The sequence below is a fragment of the Rhizobium sp. ERR 1071 genome, assembly GCF_007828675.1.
GTDB lineage: Bacteria > Pseudomonadota > Alphaproteobacteria > Rhizobiales > Rhizobiaceae > Rhizobium > Rhizobium dioscoreae.
Window position 1 is genome coordinate 347,169 of the sequence record NZ_VITM01000005.1, and the last position, 17,593, is coordinate 364,761.

A 17,593-nucleotide genomic window follows, 5' to 3' on the forward strand; every position below is an offset into this window, starting at 1 on the left:
CAAGCTCGCAACGGCGCCTATTGCTTCCGGACCCTGCAGATGACGGTACCGTCACCCGTTCGCGCCTTCTTGTTGGGATCGATGCATGTCAAGGCATGGGGATCACAATCCTCGCGGAACTCATACACGCCATTGGGACCCATAGCTTCCAGATTTGGGGTTTGCGACGGGCAATCCACGGCCTCTGTGCCGCGTTGCTCGCATGCGGAAAGCGTGAGACCGATCAAGAGGAGAGCAAGAAACTTGTGCATCATCCGTCTTCGATTACAGGATCATATGATGAATGCAAACCCACCATCATCATGGACCATATCGAAACGAGGCGAATGGCCCTACATCAACCTGTCCTTCGGACTTCCGCATTCCGTTGTAGAAAAATCATGGCCACGAAAATCGTAATCACGATCACGATAGGAATCGGATGACGATCTGCCTTCGCGTGAAGATGGAGCGATCGGCTATCGGTCACGCCCACTTAAAGGGAACTCGCCTCGAAGAGTTCGCGCGTATAGGCGTGGTGCCGGCCTTCAAATCCGCCTTAGTCAGTTCATCGACGAAGGTCCCGTCCTTCATGATCAGCAAGCGATCGCATATATGGCTCCTCCCGGGAGTGCGATGTAATACGTATGATGTTGTCTATATGTCATATTATGATTTATCGAAAATCGGCATGGCTTGCAAGGCCAGGCGGATGACCTGATGCGAATGAGCGGAGGTCAAAAGTGGCGACATGAGACCCGGGTTGCCTGAAGCTGGCGTAACGGGCAATCGATCGGTTGCCATATGGCTTGGCGGTAAAAGGTACCAGATGGGGTGGCATTTGATAAGGCCGGAGATGGGGCGGCTCGATATCAGCGATTGCGGGTGTCGCCTCCTCACGGAGCGGCAATAGCTCTCGACACCTCTAAGAATTCATATTATGTCATATGATATGGATCAATCTCACGGGAGAGACGCTCGGTGTATGTAGGAACACAGGTCGAGGCGCGCGACGACGACGATTATCGCGTTTTCGCGCAATTGGGGCTGAAGCATATATGTGCGGACCCGCCGGGAAAGCCGGAGAGCTGGACGCTATCCGATCTTGAGCGCCTTCGCGACAAGGTCGAGAGTTTCGGGCTGATTCTGGATATGATCCAGCTTCCCTTGCCGTCTCAACCGATCGAAAAGGCATCCTATCCTGATATTCTACTTGCCGGACCGGATCGCGATCGCCAGATCGATGCGGTCTGCAAGCTCATCGAAGATGTGGCGGCGGCCGGCATCCCCGCGGCAAAATACAATCTCAATCTCATCGGCATACCGCGCACGCCGGAAGAGCCTGGACGCGGCGGTTCGATGAATGCGAGCTTCCGCTGGGACAAGGCGGACCACCACGCCGCCCCCGGCCTTGCCGGCGTCCTGTCGGAAGACGAGAACTGGGAGCGCATCGATTATTTCCTGGAGCGGGTTGTGCCCGTGGCGGAGAGCAATCGCGTCCGCCTCGCTTGCCACCCGCATGATCCCTACACACCGCCGGGTTATCGCGGCGTCACGCGTGTGCTCGGCTCCGTGGAAGGCTTGAAGAAGTTCGTGCTGATGCGTGAAAGCCCCTATCACGGGCTGAATTTCTGCCAGGGATCGGTCGGCGAGATGCTCGACAATCCGCGCGAGGAGATCGACGACATCATCCGCTGGTTCGGCACGCGCGGCAAGCTTTTCAACGTCCATTTCCGCAACATTCGCGGTGGCAAGCTCTCCTTCATGGAGACCTTCCCGGATGAGGGCGACATGGACATGGTCCGCTCCGCGAAGGTCTACAAGGAGGTCGGCTACCAATACATGCTGATGCCCGATCATGTTCCGACCATCAGCGGCCGGGACCCGACCGGCGTCGCCTTCGCCTTCTGCTACGGCTACATCGCCGCCCTCGTCCAGTCACTCGAAGGCGCCTGAGACCCATCGCCCCTACCAATCGATAACAGGATTCCGATATGAACCCGATTGAACTGAAAAAGGCGGTTGGCAGCGGTCTGCTGTCCTTTCCCGTCACTCATTTCGACAGCGACCTCAAATTCGACGAGGCGAAGTACCGCCGCCATGTCGAGTGGCTGGCAGGCTATGATGCCGCCGCTCTTTTTGCCGCCGGCGGAACCGGCGAGTTCTTCTCCCTCAATCCCGCCGAAATCCCGCAGGTCGTTCGCGCCGCAAAGGCATCCGCGGGCAATACGCCGATCATCTCGGGCACGGGCTATGGCACGTCGCTTGCCATCGAGATCGCCAAGGCAGCCGAGAAGGCGGGGGCGGACGGTCTGCTGCTCCTGCCGCCTTATCTCATGTTCGCCGAACAGGCCGGCCTGATTGCTCATGTCAAGGCTGTATGCCAATCCGTCGGAATAGGCGTCATCGTTTACAACCGTGACAATGCGGTGCTCAGCGCCGACAGCATCGCACGGCTTACCGACGAGTGCCCCAATCTCATCGGCTACAAGGACGGGGTCGGTGAGGTCGACAAGGTGATCGAGATCACCACGACCCTCAAGGACCGTCTCGTCTATGTCGGCGGCATGCCGACCCATGAAGTCTATGCCCAAGCCTATTTCGCCGCAGGCGTCACGACCTATTCCTCCGCCGTCTTCAATTTCATTCCCGCGCTTGCCCAGCGTTTCTACAGCGCGTTGCGGGGCGGAGATCAGGCAACGGTCGATGAAATCCTCACGGGCTTCTTCTTCCCGTTCGTCGCCCTGCGCAATCGAAAGAAGGGCTATGCGGTCTCGATCATCAAGGCCGGCTTGCATGTTCTCGGCAAGGATCCAGGTCCTGTGCGCCCGCCGCTGACCGATCTGACGCCGGAGGAACTGGCAGCGCTCGCAAAGATCATCGAGACGGCCAGGGCCGCGTGAGGCACAGCCAAGCACATGCGAATGATCGTCGGCCATGCCGGCGATCGCGCTTTGCAGGGGGAAGATACTCGTGGTTAGCTTGCCGTCTCGAATTTCTATCGAGATGATGGCCACCTCGGCAATGCTTGCATCTACACATGTCTGTTTGCCAGACATTCGTCCATGCCATGACTAGTCAAATGGCGTGCTCATGCTAATCGACTATTATTCCGTCGAGGCCGCGCGAACTGGGTCGAAATCGTCACCCATCCCCGATGAGGGACAAAGATCACGGCTGCTTCGTCTCGCGGAGAGGCGTGGTGGCCGTGTAGTCAGCGGTCCGCCTGTCACACCGACCGATTCTTTAGACCAATGACGTCATGGATACGCGATAAGCAATCGCCATGAAGCTGCCGCGTCATGGTCAGGGGATCGCCATGCTATTGCCTCATAGAAAACGTTTGACCGCCACATTGCCGCCGGATCGTTCCTCGACCCTAACCGGCGGCTGAATCCAATACGGTATGCCAAATTTCGCTCTACGCCATCAAAGAGGTGTTCCCCCCGCACGACCAAGAGGAATTGAGATGATGATTCGTCATATCCCCGCTGTATCGTTGACCGCTGCAGCCTTGAGCCTGATGGTTCTCAGCAATCAAGCCTTCGCACAGCAAGCAACACAAGAGCAGCAGCCTGCCCAAGCACAGCAGCCCGATAGCAATGCTGCCGCCCCCACGGTCAGCGATCAAAAAATAGAGGCTTTTGCGGTCGCTTATCTCCAGGTGGATAAGATTAGGCAGGAATATTCGGCCAAGATCGGCGCGACACAGGATCCGACCGCGAAACAACAGCTGCAGACTGAGGCAAGCAAGCAGATGGTGCAGGCCGTTCAGACCTCTCCTGGGATGTCGGTAGACGAATACAACGCAATTCTAACGGCTGCGAAGAAGGATCCTGCAATCGTCAAGAAAGTCCAGGATAAGATTCAGAAAGCCGCACCTGCACAACAGTAAGCGACGAAACGATCTCCACATAACGTGATATCAGGTCGATGCCGCATCTCGGCGCGGCGTCGACCGACATCTTCATCGCGATGAAGATGTCGGTGAGGCGAACGGCCGGTCTATCGCACGGCCGCTTTCAGCAGGCCGTTTCGAGCGAAGGTCTCGCGCAGCCGCCCGTCGACGGCGATGTAGGAATCGAGTGTCAGCGCGAGTTTTTTTGCGATGATCGGTACGCTTTCGGCTAGCTTTATCAGACGCTCCGGATCGGAAAACACGATCTCTGCATAGGTATTGAAGTCATTCTCCGAGGTTGTCGCGCCATAGGCGGAGAGAAAGCCGGTTTCCACCGGTGGAGCGGTCTGGCCATTGCGAGCGATCTGATCGGTCGCACTGTTCTGAAATTGCCAACCGGCTGGCTCGAGCGCGGTGAAGGCCCGTTGCAGCGCATCATTGCGGAGCCAAATGAAGGAACTTGTTTCGTGGTGCACGCCAAGCTCCGCGGTCAGCTGACGCGTCTCGGCCGATACGTCGGAGGGTGCGGCGAGAAATATCCAGTCCTGCCCATAGGTGCCTCCCGCTTCGGCGCCGTCGATCAAAATCTTGCCGGCGATGAAGATCGCCTTGATGATCCGCCCGAGACATTGATCCGGATAAGCTTCGAAAGCCCTGGCAATGCCGCGCAGCGAGTCCTTCACGGCAGTGTGGTCGGCAGGGCTCAACACGACGCCCTCCACCGGCGCATCGGCAGGTAGATAGGGTGGCACGTAGAAGGTTGATGGATCGCCAAAGCCGATCGTCAGGCCCTGTTGCCGGCCAAGCTTGGCCGCATACGCATCAGCATCGGCAATGGTATCCTCTTTCGGTGTAGATCGGCCGAGAAGGTAGGAACCGCTCCCTGCCAGAACCACTGCTGCGCCAAGTAGAAGACGCCGTGAGACAATCAATGTGCCAGTCCAACCCGGGCGCCGACATGCACGGCGGCCGGAACCGCGGCGCGTGGCAGGGCTGTGGTGGCCGCACCCCGAAGCATGGCGAGGCCGCGCGTCAGCGAGGCACCGGCGGCCGCGAAGGAGGCCGGATCATCGGCAACGCCGACGCCGCCGGAGAAGAAATCCTCGACGAGGGTGCCGACGACAATGACGCCAGCACCGATGACCAGGCCGGTGCCGATGACGCGGCTCCAGTTTGTTCCTTCATCGGGCTCGCGGATACGCACCGCGTCACGCACGGCCTGGGGCGAAGGCGCAGACGGAGGAATCTGTGCTTTAGGCGTGATCAGAATCACAAAAGCCACGCTCATCGCGACATAGTGGAACGGGCCGATCCTGCCCTGCAGCTTGGGGAAGCGGACCTCGGCACGCAGCTTCGGGATCGGGCTGCTGGAGCTGAACTCGACGCCAACCGCGGTGGCGGCCGCGTTGGGCGTCGTGCTCTGGCTGACCAGCATCGAACGCACTGTCACTTCCTTTTTCTTCGAATCGTAGATGAAGCGGGTGTCGCCAACGAGCTGGCCGAAAGCGACGTTGGCCTGCTGCGAAATCTGCGTTTCCAGCCGTCCGCCATTGCTCACATAGGTCGCCGGGTAGCGCTTGTCCGTCATCAGGACGACATCGCCGGTCATGCGGAACTCGATCGTCGCTGTCGGGGTCTCGATGACGGGCATTGTCAGATCGTTCAAGCGGTACTTGATCGAGATCGGCGAATAGACGTGCGGCAACTCTTTCTTCAGTTCCGTAGCCGGGTTGCCGGCGCGAAGTGGCTGCGGGGAGGCTGAATGCGCCGCCGAAGTGGCGGCGGATGTCGAGGGATTATGATGCCGCGAAGTATGCGGTGTATGGTTATGGCCGTTGCTGCCATGCTCGCGCTGACCTGGCAGAACGGGGATCAGAATTGTGCTGCCGGTATGGATCAAATCCGGATCGGGAATTCCATGTCCGGTGGTGCGAATGACATCGCGGCGGTTGTTATAGCGCCAGATACGCGGCCATTGCGCACCATGGCCGAGATGTTCGTGGGCGATAGACCAGAGCGTATCGCCCGCCTTGATCTGATATCGTGTGCCGATCATACTTTTCCCCCGTGTGTTGCTTTACGGAATAGGATAGTTGGCTGATGCGCCTGTCAACGCCGTATCAGGTTTCCGCTATCGTCATATGACAATGAGATTACTAATCATACCTGACGTAGAGATATTCCACCGTTAGCTGCATAAAATATGATCGCGCTGCCGATGGCCGTGGCGGTAAAATCGACAGGATCGACCGTTCCAGAACGCCGAGGCTTGTCGCGGTGGCAAGTAAGTGACTTCGTTTATTGCTGTCAGCGCCTGGCCAAGTTCGTCGTTCCGCGGCAAATCCAGAGCGAGACGCTATCGGCTATGGTGAAGTCACGGTCTGGTCTGTTGGTGCCGTCGAGCTCGTCATAAAAGGTCTGTCCGTCCCACGCACTTGCTGATTCATTTTTGTTCAGCCTTAGGTTGATATTGTCATAGTCTCTATATCCATTGAGTTGATGTATTGCGGATATTTTCCGTCGCCGTCGCTCTATAGCTGCTCGTCGGTCGCGGGAGCTGAGCCCCACCTGATGATTGACCGGCATCATCGGCCCAGGCAATCGCGCAGGAAAGGATAAATAAGGCAATTAGGAAGGGCGCTCGAAACAGTTTGGCGGGTGAAGCCATGCCGTTGGTGCTCCATAGATTTCCGCTTGAATCCCGGCGTTTGGCGACGAATGAAGCCGCCGAAAGGCACGGGCAATAAAACCTCGCTACACCTCAGATCACACTACCATGCGTGATCTAGGCGCCTGGTTGATTTTTTCGAGAGGGATGGAAGCTTTTAGTCGCCGTTATGATCGCTTGACGTGCAAAGACAGCAGCGGGCTGGATCCATAAGGCGGGAGAGCCTTCGCCACCAGCATCACGCCGGCCCACCGACGCTCGCCGATCTGATAGGGATTTTGGTTCGCTAGCCCGAGAGCCGACAGGGCATGGATGTGCCCGGTCAACCGCCGGGCAGACCCGTTGCTTCGGTCAGATCTTTGCAGCCTTGGCGAAAGTCGGATCGAATGTCTTCTCGAAGGGTACGTCGGCATTGGCGAGTTCGGGATCGAGCGTCTTCAACACGCCCATCATGGACTTATAGCCTTCCGGCGTGACCATGCCGTCCGGGGAATACATTTCCTTGGAATTCTTGAATGCCTGCATGTAGAGGTCACGATTGCCGAGCAGATATTCCTCCGGAACGACGCCGGCGACATCTTCGGGGCTTGCTGTCGCGATCCATTTCAGGGCCTTCATGAAGGCATTGACCGTCTTTTGCGTGGTGATTGGGTTCTCTTTCGCAAATTCGCGCTTGATGTAGACGGTCGCGGCCGGGTTCGGACCACCGAAAAGCGCACGTGTACCGGCCTCGGTGCGCGTATCCAGAAGCACCGTGACGTCGCCATCATACTGCAACTGCGCGATGACCGGATCGAGATGGGAAAGGCCGTCGATCTGACCGCTCTTGACCGCGGCAACGGCGCCGGCCCCGCCGCCGACGCCGATCAGCGACGCATCGTCCGTCTTCAGTCCGTTCTTCAGCATGGCATATTGGAACATGAGCGCCGTCGAGGAGCCTGGCGCGGTGACGCCGATCTTGCGGCCCTTCATGTCCGCCATCGACTTGATCTCGCCGGCGAGGTCCTTGCGCACGGCGATGACGATGCCGGGGAAGCGGCCAAGATTGCAGATCGCGACGATATCCTGACCCTTGTTCTGCATGCGGATCGTATGTTCATAGGCGCCGGCGACGACATCGAGGGAGCCGCCGATCAGTCCCTCCAGCGACTTCGAACCGCCGGCGAAATCATTGATGGTGACGTTGAGACCCTCTTCCTTGAAGAAGCCCTTCCGTTCGGCGATCGTCAGAGGCAGATAATAGAGCAGCGGCTTGCCGCCGACTCCGATCAACAGGTCCGGCTTTTCTGGCTTTGCGTCCTGCGCCACCGCCGGCAGAATCCCCGCAAGCGAAGCGCCAATTCCAAAGCTCGCCGTCCCGATCAGAAATGTCCTGCGTTCCATAGTTTTTCCTCCACGTCTCTGTTTCTTTGCGCTACTGGCCGCGCCAGGCAAGCAGCCGTCGTTCAACCATCGTCATGACCCAATCCACCAGCAGAACGAAAGCGGTCAGAACCGCCATGCCCGCAAAGACGCCCGTCACATCAAAGACACCCTCGGCCTGCTGGATGAGGTAGCCGAGGCCGGCGGCAGAACCGAGATATTCGCCGACAACGGCGCCCACGACCGCAAAACCCACCGAGGTATGCAGGCTGGAAAACACCCAGGAAAGCGCCGATGGCATATAGACATGGCGCAGCAGCTGCCGCTCGTTCATTCCAAGCATGCGGGCATTGGACAGTACCGGCTGGCTGACTTCCTTGACACCCTGGTAGACGTTGAAAAAGACGATGAAGAAGACGAGCGTGATGCCAAGCGCGACCTTGGACCAGATGCCGAGACCGAACCACAGCGCGAAGATCGGGGCGAGCACGACGCGGGGCAGCGCATTCGCCGCCTTCACATAAGGGTCGAAGACTGCCGCGATCAGCGGCCGGCGGGCGAACCAGAAGCCGAAGACGACGCCGCCGAAGGCGCCGAGCAGGAAGGCCAGGATCGATTCCGATAGCGTGATCCAGAGATGATACCAGATCGATCCGCTGGCGAACCACTGGATCACACGTTGCGCGACCTTGAGCGGATCGGCAAAGAAGAAGGATATGGTCTTCGGATTGCCGAAGAGGCCGGTATTCGTCGCCAGATGCCAGAGGACCAAAATGACCAGCGCCACCAGGATCTGCAGCAGGAGAAGGAGGGAGCGGTTCATGCGATCTCTCCGCTGCTCTGGCGATAGGCGGTCATCACCTCGTCGCGCAGCGCCTGCCAGATATCACGATGAAGCTGGTTGAAAACGGGATCGTGCCGGATCTCGCCGATTTCGCGAGGCCGTTCCAGCGGCACCTTGAAGTCACCGATAATGCGGGACTTCGGACCGGCGGACATGATGACGACACGGTCGGCAAGGGCGATCGCCTCATCGAGATCGTGCGTGACGAACATCACGGCTTTGCGGTCCTCGGACCAGAGTTTCAGCGGGAGGTCGCCCATGATCAGGCGGGTCTGCGCATCGAGCGGACCGAATGGTTCGTCCATCAGGAGCAGTTTGGGATTGCGGATGAGCACCTGGGCAAGACCGACCCGCTTGCGTTGGCCGCCCGAGAGCATGCGCGGGAAACGATCGGCAAATGTGGCAAGGCCGACGCGTCCCAACCAATCCCGCGCAATCCTTCTTGCCTCGGCAGTATCCGTTCCCGTGATCTCTAGTCCGATCGCAACATTCTCGAGAACCGTTTTCCATGGCATCAGCGAATCCTGCTGGAAGAGATAGCCTGCCTGGCGGTTGATGGATTTCAGGGGCTGGCCGAAGACTTCGACCGTCCCTGACGCGGGCGTCAAAAGCCCCGCCGTCGCATTGAGAAGTGTGGATTTGCCGCAGCCCGTCGGGCCGACAATAGCCACGAACTCATGCGCCTCAACATTCAGATTGGTCGCCGCTACGGCGTCGAACCGTGTCTTGCCGGCCATTTCAAAGGAAATCGCCACCTGTTTCAGGCTGACCGCCCTCACAGCCTCCATCGTCATGCCCTGCTTTCCTCCCCGATATCCGTCTACCTCCGGCGGGCATCAGGCATCGTCATGTTCAGCCAACAGATCAAAGCAAGCGCGACCAGTCAATATGCGGATTGGCTGAGCTATCGTTCTGCTACAGGGAAAGGATGCGAAAGCCCCGGCAGATGCTGTCGGGGCTTGGCAAGTTTCGCAGGGATCGGGTGGTCAGGCTGCGCGCCGGTGGTGCCGGCCCTCCTGAACCTCCTCGACGATCTTGTCTACGAAGGCGGGAAGATCGTCGGGCGACCTAGATGTGATGATGCCTTCATCAGTCACGACCTTTTCGTCCTTCCAGGTTGCGCCGGCATTTTTGACGTCCGTCTTGATGGACCAGTAGGAGGTTGCCTGGCGCCCACGCAACGCGTCGGCTTCAGCGAGCAGCCAGGGCGCGTGGCATATGGCGGCGACCACCTTGCCGGAATTCAGGAAATCACGGACGACCCGCATGGCATCGCCATCCATGCGCAGCTTGTCGGGATTGATCTGGCCACCCGGCAGCACCAGCGCATCGAACTGGTTCACGTCGACATCCTTAGCGATGATATCGACCTCAACGCTGTCGCCCCAATCGGTCTTGTCCCAGCTCTTGATGCTGTCCTTCTTGATGGAGGCAACCTTGACATCGGCGCCACGCTTCCTGAGTTCGTCGAGGGGAACGCGAAGTTCTGAACGTTCGTAGCCGTCGGTCGCCAGAATGAGGATATGTGCGGAATTGATGGAAGGCATGATCTATCCTTTCGCTGTATCGTTGATCGGAACGCCCGTTTCCAAACCCCAGCCGCAGGCAATCGTTCCCCGGCTTTGTGGGAACCGCAGCGCGATCCCGCGGTTATGATGGAAATCTACAGGGAGAGATCGGATGGAGCAGGCAATCAAATTCGAGCAGTCCGGCTGGATCCCGAATAATCAGCGATTTCCTGTGATCGTCTATCGGCAGGTGCTCGATGGCCCCGACCGAGCTGAGAGTTTCGAACGGCTCTTTCGAACCAATGGCTGGGGCGGCCTCTGGCGAAATGGCGTCTATCCCTTTCACCATTTTCATTCCACGGCGCACGAAATATTGGGCGTTGCGGCAGGTCGGGCCCGGCTGATGATCGGCGGACCCAGCGGCAAGGAAATCACGGTCGAGGCCGGCGATGCCCTGCTGCTACCGGCCGGAACCGGCCATTGCCGGCTGGAGGCGAGCGAAGACCTGCTCGTGATCGGCGGCTATCCTCCCGGTCAGGAGGCCGATCTCTGCCGGGAAATGCCCACGGCCGAGCAGCAGGCGATGATCGAAAAACTTGGCGTGCCCGCAAGGGATCCATTGAAAGGAGAGGCCGGTGGCCTCCTCTCTCTATGGCATGGCAAAGCCTAGCGCCGGCCGAAATCGAGCATTACCAGACACCCGGCAGCAATCGGAACCGCACGCGCCCGGCATAATCGGCATAACCCTCGAGTTCCGCCTGCAGCAGGGCGTCCTCCCAGCTGGTACGCAGAATCAGTACCCCGCTTGCCCAAGCGGCTAGGATTAAAGCCCACCAGGAACCGAGCGCCAGCGCCAGCCCTGCAAATACCAAGATCGCGCTGACATAGCCCGGATGGCGCACGTAGGCGTAGGGACCATTGCTGATGACATGTTGGCCGCGTTCGCGCTGGAGGCGGACACCGGGTTCAAAGAAGCGATTGACGGCCTGCGCCCATGTGCCGAGCGCAATGCCGACCGCTAGCAGGATATAACCCAGGATCACGACGGAGGTTGGCATCACCGACCATTTCATCCTGCCGGCATCCAGGGTTCCAAGCGGTATTTCGGCGATCATACCCAGGCAGATGAGCGAGACCAGAATGAGATCCCAACGTTTGGTTCCGGCCTGGAAGCGGCTGCGTGCCCTGAAGATCATGGGGTTTACGCGTCGCATGACCAGTATCGCGATCCCGTAGATTACCAGGAGGAAAACAATAAAGACCCATCCGGGCCGCCAGTCGAGGCGACCGACAGGTAAAAAGACGAGAGCAAGCAGCGCAAGCGGCAGACCGATCGCGTAGGATATGGCCTTCGTGCGGGACATGGGTTCAGGTTCGGTAACAGTCATGCAGTTGCTCCTTGCAAGGCAAACTTGCCGCGCCCTTCGGTGGATTTATGCTGCTTAGATGATGGAAGCGAACGGATCGGGCGGTTCGAAGCCTTGACACGCGATGCGCCGGGTTTAGACCGGCCGAACATCATCATGCTCCTTCCCCCCGGAGATTCCATGAAATTCCTGGCATCCTTTTCCGCCTTCGTCGGCAAGACTTTTTCCATATGGGTCATCCTGTTTGCCGCTCTCGGCTTTTTCCTGCCCGATTTCTTCAAGCAGTTCGCACCCTGGATCGTCGTCCTTCTCGGCATCATCATGTTCGGTATGGGGCTGACCATATCCGTTGACGATTTTCGCGAGCTGGCACGTCGTCCCCATGAAGTCGCGATCGGCGTCATCGCACATTTTGGCATTATGCCGGCGCTGGCACTGCTTTTGACGCGGATCATTCCGATGCCGCCGGAAGTCGCAGCCGGCGTCATTCTGGTCGGCTGCTGCCCAGGCGGCACCTCGAGCAATGTCATGACCTATCTTGCCCGTGGCGACGTGGCGCTGTCGGTCGCCTGCACGAGTGTGACGACGCTCGCAGCGCCCATCGTCACGCCGTTCCTCGTCTGGATGTTCGCGAGCCAGTATCTGCCTGTCAATGCCTGGTCGATGTTCATCAGCATCGTGCAGGTCATCATCGTGCCGCTGCTGCTTGGCGTCATCGCACAAAAGGCCGTGCCCGGCCTGGTTCGCGCGGCAATCCCGGTCCTGCCTCTCGTCAGCGTCATCGGCATCGTACTGATCGTTGCGGCTGTCGTCGGTGCATCGAAGGCAGCCATCGTGCAGTCCGGCTTGCTGATCTTCGCCGTCGTCGTCCTGCACAACGGTCTCGGCTACCTGTTCGGCTATTATGCATCGAAAGTGCTCGGGCTCAATTTCTACAAGCGCAAGGCGCTGGCGATCGAAGTGGGCATGCAGAATTCAGGCCTGGGTGCAGCGCTGGCCACAGCCTATTTCTCGCCGATCGCCGCCGTTCCGAGCGCGATCTTTTCCGTCTGGCACAATATTTCCGGTGCAACCCTGGCAAACTGGTTTTCTTCGCGCCAAGATGCGGACGCGCCGCCGCGGCCGTGAAATCTACGGGTATGGATGGGGCGCGGCTTCAACCCGCGTCGTGCCGGCCGAAATGCTTCTCATCGCTGAATCGTCGTTCAGCTCATATCCGTGGCAAGGGCGCAATAGACGGCTTGATCCACGGTTCCACCAAGTCGCGTTACGGTGAGCGCAATTGGCGGCAGCCGCGATCCGGCGCCAAGACGGATGGTCGCGCCATCGGTGCGCAGGAGGTTCAGTTGCGCCGCCAGATCGGGTTCGTCCAGCCCGTCGAAGATGCCGCGGCCGCTGATCTTCAGCGCAGCCTCCTTTGCGACCCAGAGCCGGTAGCAGACTTCCAGCGCGATCGCGCTATCGAACGTGGCAACCGCGGCCGCTTCCCTCGGCGAGAAGTGGTCGGCGGCAAAAGCGATTGGGTCGAAGCCGTCGATATCCTCGATCTCTATATCCACGCCGACAGCATTATTGGGTGCAAAGCCCGCCAGTAGCAGATCGGTGCGATGTGAAAGCGAAATACCCAGCTCGTGATAGGGCTGCCTCAGCGCCGGCCGCTCGCTCGGTCGGCGATAGATGGAAAGATCGTCCCGCTGCGTGGCTGTTCTTAAGGCTGTTTGCGCGATCTGATCACGCTCTGCTCGTCCGCCAGGCATCGGGCGGACGAGAATGGCGATCGCATCCGCGACCGCCAGGACGACCTCTAGTTGAGGGGCAGTCATCCCACGCTCACGCCGCGGCGGAGGGCAGGGCTTCTTTCTGAGCGACGGGAGCCGGTTCCTGCTCGGTTTGAACCGCCTGGGCAGGTGCGCCGACCCACGACGTTCCTTGCGGGATGGCCTCACCCTTCATGACCAGGGTCAGCAGTCCGATTTCAGCGAAATCGCCGACATTGGCCTCGTAAAGCACGGTGCTGCCCGAGCCGATCGAGACGCCGTCGCCGATCGTGATGCGGCCGACCTTCATGATGCGGTCTTCATAGAGATGGGTCTGCGGGCAGGAGCCCATATTGAGGACGGCGTGGTCGCCGATATGGGTGCAATCGAATTCGCAGATATCGGTGCTGTTGATCCATGCTCCCTGGCCGATCTTGGCGCCGAAGGGACGGAGCAGCCAGGGCAGGAACGGCGTGCCGCGCAGATAGTCGAGCAGCATCTTGCTGGCGAGACCGCCGTAGAAGACCGCGACGGCTTCGGTGCGCATGGCCCACCATGACCACATCGGCCGGTTCATCGGCTTGTAGGTACCAATCAGCGTCCATTTGAATGCGACGGCAACGAGGTAGAGGATGCCGGAGGTTGCGAGGCCGGCGGCCATCAGCGTCCAGAAAAGGCTGCCCCAGGCACCGTTGTCGATTTCGCTGGCCAGCATGTCGGACATGGCGAGTGCCATGACGATGAGGATGGCGGTCGGCAACGACGTATGCATAGCCTCGAACAGGATGCGCACAAGGCGCATGCGGAGCGGCGGTGCATAGGTGGTGTTCGCAGCCGCCTGCAGCCTCTCGCGCGTCGGGAACTGGAAGGCGGGGCTGCCGCACCAGGTTTCGCCCGACTTGACGTGCAGGGAATCGGGCAGGCGCGTCTTGATGCCGACGAGCGAATCGCTCTCGATCACCGCACCCTGCGAGATGACGGAGGAATTGCCGAAGAAGCAGCGATCGCCTGTTTTCAGGCGCTTGAGTATCATCCAGCCATTCTGGATTTCCTCGTCGCCGAAGATGGTCTCGTCACCGATGAAGTTGTCGCGGCCCATTTCGATAAGGTCGTAGCGGCCGGCGAAGTTTGCCGAGATCTCCGTGCCCTTGCCGATCTTGGCCCCCATCAGGCGGTACCAATTGCGCATGAAGACGGTGGCGTAGAGCGAATTCAGGGTTTCCAGCATGGCCTCGGTGGTCAGGCCGACGACCCATTTGCGGAAATAGAGATTGCCGAAAATGGAATAGCGACCCGGTACGACGCGAGGCAACAGTACCCATCTGAGCGCCACGACGACAGCCATCGACACGACGATCAGCAGGAAGGCGGCCGGCCAGGAGAGCGCGGCGATCATACCCCAGGACAAGGCCTCATCGGAGCCGGGCGCGTAGATCTGCTGTACGGCGGAGAACAGATAGAAGGCCGGGAAGATCGGCAGCAGGCCGACGACGAGGCTAAGATTGTAGGCAACGAAATAGGCCGCGAACTGGAAGATGCGTCCGACGGTACCGAGCTCCGGATGGGCGGGCATCTCTTCGTGCTCGGCGTGCCCGGTCTGGCGGGCGGGCGAGCCATCCCAGCGCGTATGGGCTTCAACATGGGTGCCGGCGGCAATCGCCGTCAGATCGCCGATGACGGCGCCGTCATCGATCTTGACATTGTGGCCGATGACGGAGCCGTTGCCGATCTGCACGCCTTCGCCGATATCGATCGTGCCGACATGGATCTCATTGCCGATGACTTCGACATTGGCGAGCTTGATCTTGACACCGAGGCTGGATCTCGCGCCGATGCGCACAAGGTCGATCGCGCCTTCCTCGAACTCATCGATCATCGCATCCTTGCCGACCTTGGCGCCGAGTGCGCGCATATAGACGCGGATAAGCGGCGAACCTCTCAGGAATTTCGGAGCGGTGAGCTGAACGATGCGCTGCATCAGCCAGATGCGGAAATAATAGGTGCCCCACAAGGGATAGACACCGGGCCGCGTGCGGCCGATGACAAGCCATTTGAGGGCGACGACGACCAGCTTCTCACCGAGATTGAGAGCCAGATAGACGCCGCCCAGAATGAGGATTTCATTCCAGACCGACGCGCCGTCATCGATCAGCAGGATGGAGGCGAGCAGTAGGCCGATCCATTGTAGCGTTGCGATCGCGACGATGAAGGGTAGCACCACGGCCTGAGCAAGACCGCAGAGAAAGCGCCGGCGCCAAGGAGCGGGCTCGAAATTCTTGCGCTCCTGTCCGGAAGCGCGCTCCGCGCGCTGCTCCAGGATCGCCGCGATGCCGCGCAAAGTGCGGCCGGCATAGACGTCGCGCAGGGCGATGCCCGCCAGCAGCGGGATCTTACGCACTTCGGAAACAAACCGGGCCGCCAGCATGGAATGGCCGCCGAGCTCGGTGAAGAAATCCGCCTCGAAGCTGATGGAGCGCAGCCGAAGCGCTTCCGTGGCGGCCTTGAGTAGCTGTGCTTCCGTCCATGTGCGCGGCGGCTCTTGTGCCTGGGTCGGCTGATCGGTCACCAGCGGGATGGCGGCAAGGGTCTTGCGATCGATCTTGCCGGAAGGAAGCCGCGGCAGCGAGACATGGCTATGCCAGGCGGCGGGTACCATGTAGGGCGGCAGCTTGGCTGTAAGCACGGCGCGCGCCTTGTCGCGATCGAAGCTGCTGCCCGTGGTAACGACGTGGGCAACCAGCATGTCCTCGCCATCCGGCGGACGATGCACGACGACGGATGCGGCCTTCACGTCGGGAAGCTCGCCCACGACGGTTTCGATCTCGCCGAGCTCGATGCGATAGCCGCGAATCTTGACCTGGTCGTCGATGCGCCCGAGGAAATGGAGCTGCCCTTCCTCGTCCATCAGCACGGCGTCGCCGCTGCGGTAAAGCATCGGGTCGTCATGACCGGCGAAGGGATTGGCGATGAACTTCGCGGCTGTCAGCTGCGGCAGGTTTCTGTAGCCGGCAGCGACACCCGGTCCGCCGATCAGCAATTCACCGGTATCGCCACGTGCCACGAGTTGCAGGTTTTCGTCGACGACATAGGCGGTCGTGTTGGCGATCGGCCCACCGATCGTGATCGGCCGGGATGGATCGAGTTCGGCGTAGGTTGCAACCACCGTCGTCTCGGTCGGGCCGTAGGTATTGATCAGGCGCCGGCCGGCTTTCGAAAAGCGGCTGACGATCGCCGGAGGGCAGGCTTCGCCGCCGACGATGATGACGCGCAGGCTTTCGACATCGCGCTCCAGCATGGTGAGCAGCGTCGGCACGGTGTCGATGACCGTGATCTTTTCTGCTTCCAGTACATCTGCGAGCCTGTCGAGTTCGGCCATAACGGCAGATGTCGCAACCTTCAATGTCGCGCCGACCAGATAGGGAACGAATATCTCCTCGAGCGAAAGATCGAAGGCGACCGAAGCCTGTTGAAGAACGACGTCCGATTCGACCATGCCGAGGACATCGTTGCCTGCCCGCAGATAGTGGCAGATATTCCGGTGCGTGATGACGATGCCCTTCGGCTTGCCCGTGGAGCCGGAGGTGTAGATCGCATAGGCGGGATCGTCATGCGTGGCGGCACGCGGCGCGATGCCATCATTGTCTTCTGCGAGCAGTCCCTTGAGGATCAGGGTCTGGCCGTCGAATTCGGGGGCAAGGGCCGCCTTTTCATCATGGGTCAGCAGCCATTTCGCGCCGCAATCGGCGAGGCTAACCGCCACGCGGTCGGCAGGGGCCGCTGCATCGAAGGGAATATAGGCAGCTCCGGCCTTGAGAATCGCCAAAAGTGCGACATGTAGCTCGAGGGAACGCTGGAACCACAGACCGACGAAGTCACCCGGACCAATGCCGCGACGGCTGAGCGCGCGCGCTGCCTCATCGGAGCGCCGGTCCAGTTCGGCATAGGTCATCGCCTGGTCGGTTCCGATCAGCGTGAGTGCCGTCTTGTGGGAGCTGCGGGCAACCGTTGCCTTGAAGATGTCCACCATGGTTTCATTGCGGACGAATTCAGGCCGAATGCCGCCTGAGGAAACCGAGAGGCTGGCATTTGGGGTAATCGACGAAATCTGGATAGTCATGGTAACTTCTGCGGAACGAAACTCGGCACAATCAGCGTGCCATCTGTTCATGCTTATACACCCTTCAATTTGCAGCTCTCTTACGGGCGTTGT

The 17,593-nt window shown here is 59.7% G+C and carries 14 protein-coding genes and 1 pseudogene; 5 read left to right on the forward strand and 10 right to left on the reverse strand.

Annotated elements, in window-relative coordinates:
- Positions 1 to 475 precede the first annotated feature (475 nt).
- Positions 476 to 600, reverse strand: a pseudogene (locus FBZ99_RS33495) (ABC transporter ATP-binding protein); the annotation flags it as partial.
- Positions 601 to 960: 360 nt separating this feature from the next.
- Here FBZ99_RS33495 and FBZ99_RS19895 point away from each other — a divergent pair.
- The 3 genes from FBZ99_RS19895 to FBZ99_RS19905 all read left to right on the forward strand — a co-directional run bounded on the left by FBZ99_RS19895 (position 961) and on the right by FBZ99_RS19905 (position 3,874).
- Positions 961 to 1,935 carry a mannonate dehydratase gene (locus FBZ99_RS19895; protein WP_113353222.1) on the forward strand — a complete coding sequence of 325 codons (975 nt, stop codon included), beginning with the start codon at positions 961 to 963 and terminating at the stop codon, positions 1,933 to 1,935.
- 38 nt (positions 1,936 to 1,973) lie between these two features.
- Positions 1,974 to 2,882, forward strand: a complete 909-nt coding sequence (kdgD, locus tag FBZ99_RS19900) for a 5-dehydro-4-deoxyglucarate dehydratase (RefSeq protein WP_145634456.1) — start codon at positions 1,974 to 1,976, stop codon at positions 2,880 to 2,882.
- A gap of 566 nt (positions 2,883 to 3,448) precedes the next feature.
- A complete protein-coding gene (locus tag FBZ99_RS19905) occupies positions 3,449 to 3,874 on the forward strand; it encodes a DUF4168 domain-containing protein (RefSeq protein WP_145634458.1) in 426 nt (141 codons plus the stop codon).
- Positions 3,875 to 3,984: 110 nt separating this feature from the next.
- Here FBZ99_RS19905 and FBZ99_RS19910 read toward each other — a convergent pair whose 3' ends face one another.
- From FBZ99_RS19910 to FBZ99_RS19935, 6 genes are all read right to left on the reverse strand, one after another.
- On the reverse strand, positions 3,985 to 4,809 hold the full coding sequence (locus tag FBZ99_RS19910; RefSeq protein ID WP_145634461.1) for a hypothetical protein: 825 nt from the start codon (positions 4,807 to 4,809) through the stop codon (positions 3,985 to 3,987).
- The gene (locus tag FBZ99_RS19915; RefSeq protein ID WP_145634463.1) at positions 4,806 to 5,933 is read right to left on the reverse strand and encodes a LysM peptidoglycan-binding domain-containing protein; all 1,128 of its coding nucleotides are present in this window, start codon (positions 5,931 to 5,933) and stop codon (positions 4,806 to 4,808) included. Before FBZ99_RS19915 ends, FBZ99_RS19910 begins: the two co-directional genes overlap by 4 nt.
- Positions 5,934 to 6,896: 963 nt before the next feature.
- A complete protein-coding gene (locus FBZ99_RS19920) occupies positions 6,897 to 7,928 on the reverse strand; it encodes an ABC transporter substrate-binding protein (RefSeq protein WP_145634465.1) in 1,032 nt (343 codons plus the stop codon).
- Between the two features lie 31 nt (positions 7,929 to 7,959).
- The gene (locus FBZ99_RS19925; RefSeq protein ID WP_145634467.1) at positions 7,960 to 8,730 is read right to left on the reverse strand and encodes an ABC transporter permease; all 771 of its coding nucleotides are present in this window, start codon (positions 8,728 to 8,730) and stop codon (positions 7,960 to 7,962) included.
- Entirely contained in the window at positions 8,727 to 9,545 is an 819-nt protein-coding gene (locus FBZ99_RS19930; RefSeq protein ID WP_145634469.1) for an ABC transporter ATP-binding protein, read from the reverse strand. Before FBZ99_RS19930 ends, FBZ99_RS19925 begins: the two co-directional genes overlap by 4 nt.
- A 192-nt stretch (positions 9,546 to 9,737) precedes the next feature.
- Positions 9,738 to 10,298, reverse strand: coding sequence for a DJ-1/PfpI/YhbO family deglycase/protease (locus FBZ99_RS19935; RefSeq protein ID WP_113395066.1), 561 nt, complete (start codon positions 10,296 to 10,298; stop codon positions 9,738 to 9,740).
- A gap of 133 nt (positions 10,299 to 10,431) precedes the next feature.
- On the opposite strand from FBZ99_RS19935, the gene FBZ99_RS19940 reads away from it, so the two are divergent.
- Complete coding sequence (locus FBZ99_RS19940; protein WP_145634471.1) at positions 10,432 to 10,929, forward strand: cupin domain-containing protein; 498 nt, start codon at positions 10,432 to 10,434, stop codon at positions 10,927 to 10,929.
- Between the two features lie 19 nt (positions 10,930 to 10,948).
- Here FBZ99_RS19940 and FBZ99_RS19945 read toward each other — a convergent pair whose 3' ends face one another.
- Positions 10,949 to 11,647: a methyltransferase family protein gene (locus FBZ99_RS19945; protein WP_186450323.1), complete on the reverse strand. Its 699-nt coding sequence runs from the start codon at positions 11,645 to 11,647 to the stop codon at positions 10,949 to 10,951.
- Between the two features lie 159 nt (positions 11,648 to 11,806).
- On the opposite strand from FBZ99_RS19945, the gene FBZ99_RS19950 reads away from it, so the two are divergent.
- Complete coding sequence (locus FBZ99_RS19950; RefSeq protein ID WP_145321492.1) at positions 11,807 to 12,754, forward strand: bile acid:sodium symporter family protein; 948 nt, start codon at positions 11,807 to 11,809, stop codon at positions 12,752 to 12,754.
- 77 nt (positions 12,755 to 12,831) lie between these two features.
- Here the strand turns inward: FBZ99_RS19950 and FBZ99_RS19955 are convergent, their stop codons facing one another.
- Together FBZ99_RS19955 and FBZ99_RS19960 are read right to left on the reverse strand one after the other, a co-directional pair.
- Positions 12,832 to 13,449, reverse strand: a complete 618-nt coding sequence (locus tag FBZ99_RS19955) for a 4'-phosphopantetheinyl transferase family protein (RefSeq protein WP_145634474.1) — start codon at positions 13,447 to 13,449, stop codon at positions 12,832 to 12,834.
- A 7-nt stretch (positions 13,450 to 13,456) separates the two neighbouring features.
- Complete coding sequence (locus tag FBZ99_RS19960) at positions 13,457 to 17,500, reverse strand: Pls/PosA family non-ribosomal peptide synthetase (RefSeq protein ID WP_145634476.1); 4,044 nt, start codon at positions 17,498 to 17,500, stop codon at positions 13,457 to 13,459.
- Positions 17,501 to 17,593 lie beyond the last annotated feature (93 nt).

Coding starts and splice junctions, on each gene's coding strand:
- FBZ99_RS19905 (WP_145634458.1), top strand. CDS start 3,449: ATGATGATTCGTCATATCCCCGCTGTATCGTTGACCGCTGCAGCCTTG.
- FBZ99_RS19945 (WP_186450323.1), bottom strand. CDS start 11,647: ATGACTGTTACCGAACCTGAACCCATGTCCCGCACGAAGGCCATATCC.
- FBZ99_RS19925 (WP_145634467.1), bottom strand. CDS start 8,730: ATGAACCGCTCCCTCCTTCTCCTGCTGCAGATCCTGGTGGCGCTGGTC.
- FBZ99_RS19940 (WP_145634471.1), top strand. CDS start 10,432: ATGGAGCAGGCAATCAAATTCGAGCAGTCCGGCTGGATCCCGAATAAT.
- FBZ99_RS19955 (WP_145634474.1), bottom strand. CDS start 13,449: ATGACTGCCCCTCAACTAGAGGTCGTCCTGGCGGTCGCGGATGCGATC.
- FBZ99_RS19920 (WP_145634465.1), bottom strand. CDS start 7,928: ATGGAACGCAGGACATTTCTGATCGGGACGGCGAGCTTTGGAATTGGC.
- FBZ99_RS19960 (WP_145634476.1), bottom strand. CDS start 17,500: ATGACTATCCAGATTTCGTCGATTACCCCAAATGCCAGCCTCTCGGTT.
- FBZ99_RS19930 (WP_145634469.1), bottom strand. CDS start 9,545: ATGACGATGGAGGCTGTGAGGGCGGTCAGCCTGAAACAGGTGGCGATT.
- FBZ99_RS19915 (WP_145634463.1), bottom strand. CDS start 5,933: ATGATCGGCACACGATATCAGATCAAGGCGGGCGATACGCTCTGGTCT.
- kdgD (WP_145634456.1), top strand. CDS start 1,974: ATGAACCCGATTGAACTGAAAAAGGCGGTTGGCAGCGGTCTGCTGTCC.
- FBZ99_RS19950 (WP_145321492.1), top strand. CDS start 11,807: ATGAAATTCCTGGCATCCTTTTCCGCCTTCGTCGGCAAGACTTTTTCC.
- FBZ99_RS19935 (WP_113395066.1), bottom strand. CDS start 10,298: ATGCCTTCCATCAATTCCGCACATATCCTCATTCTGGCGACCGACGGC.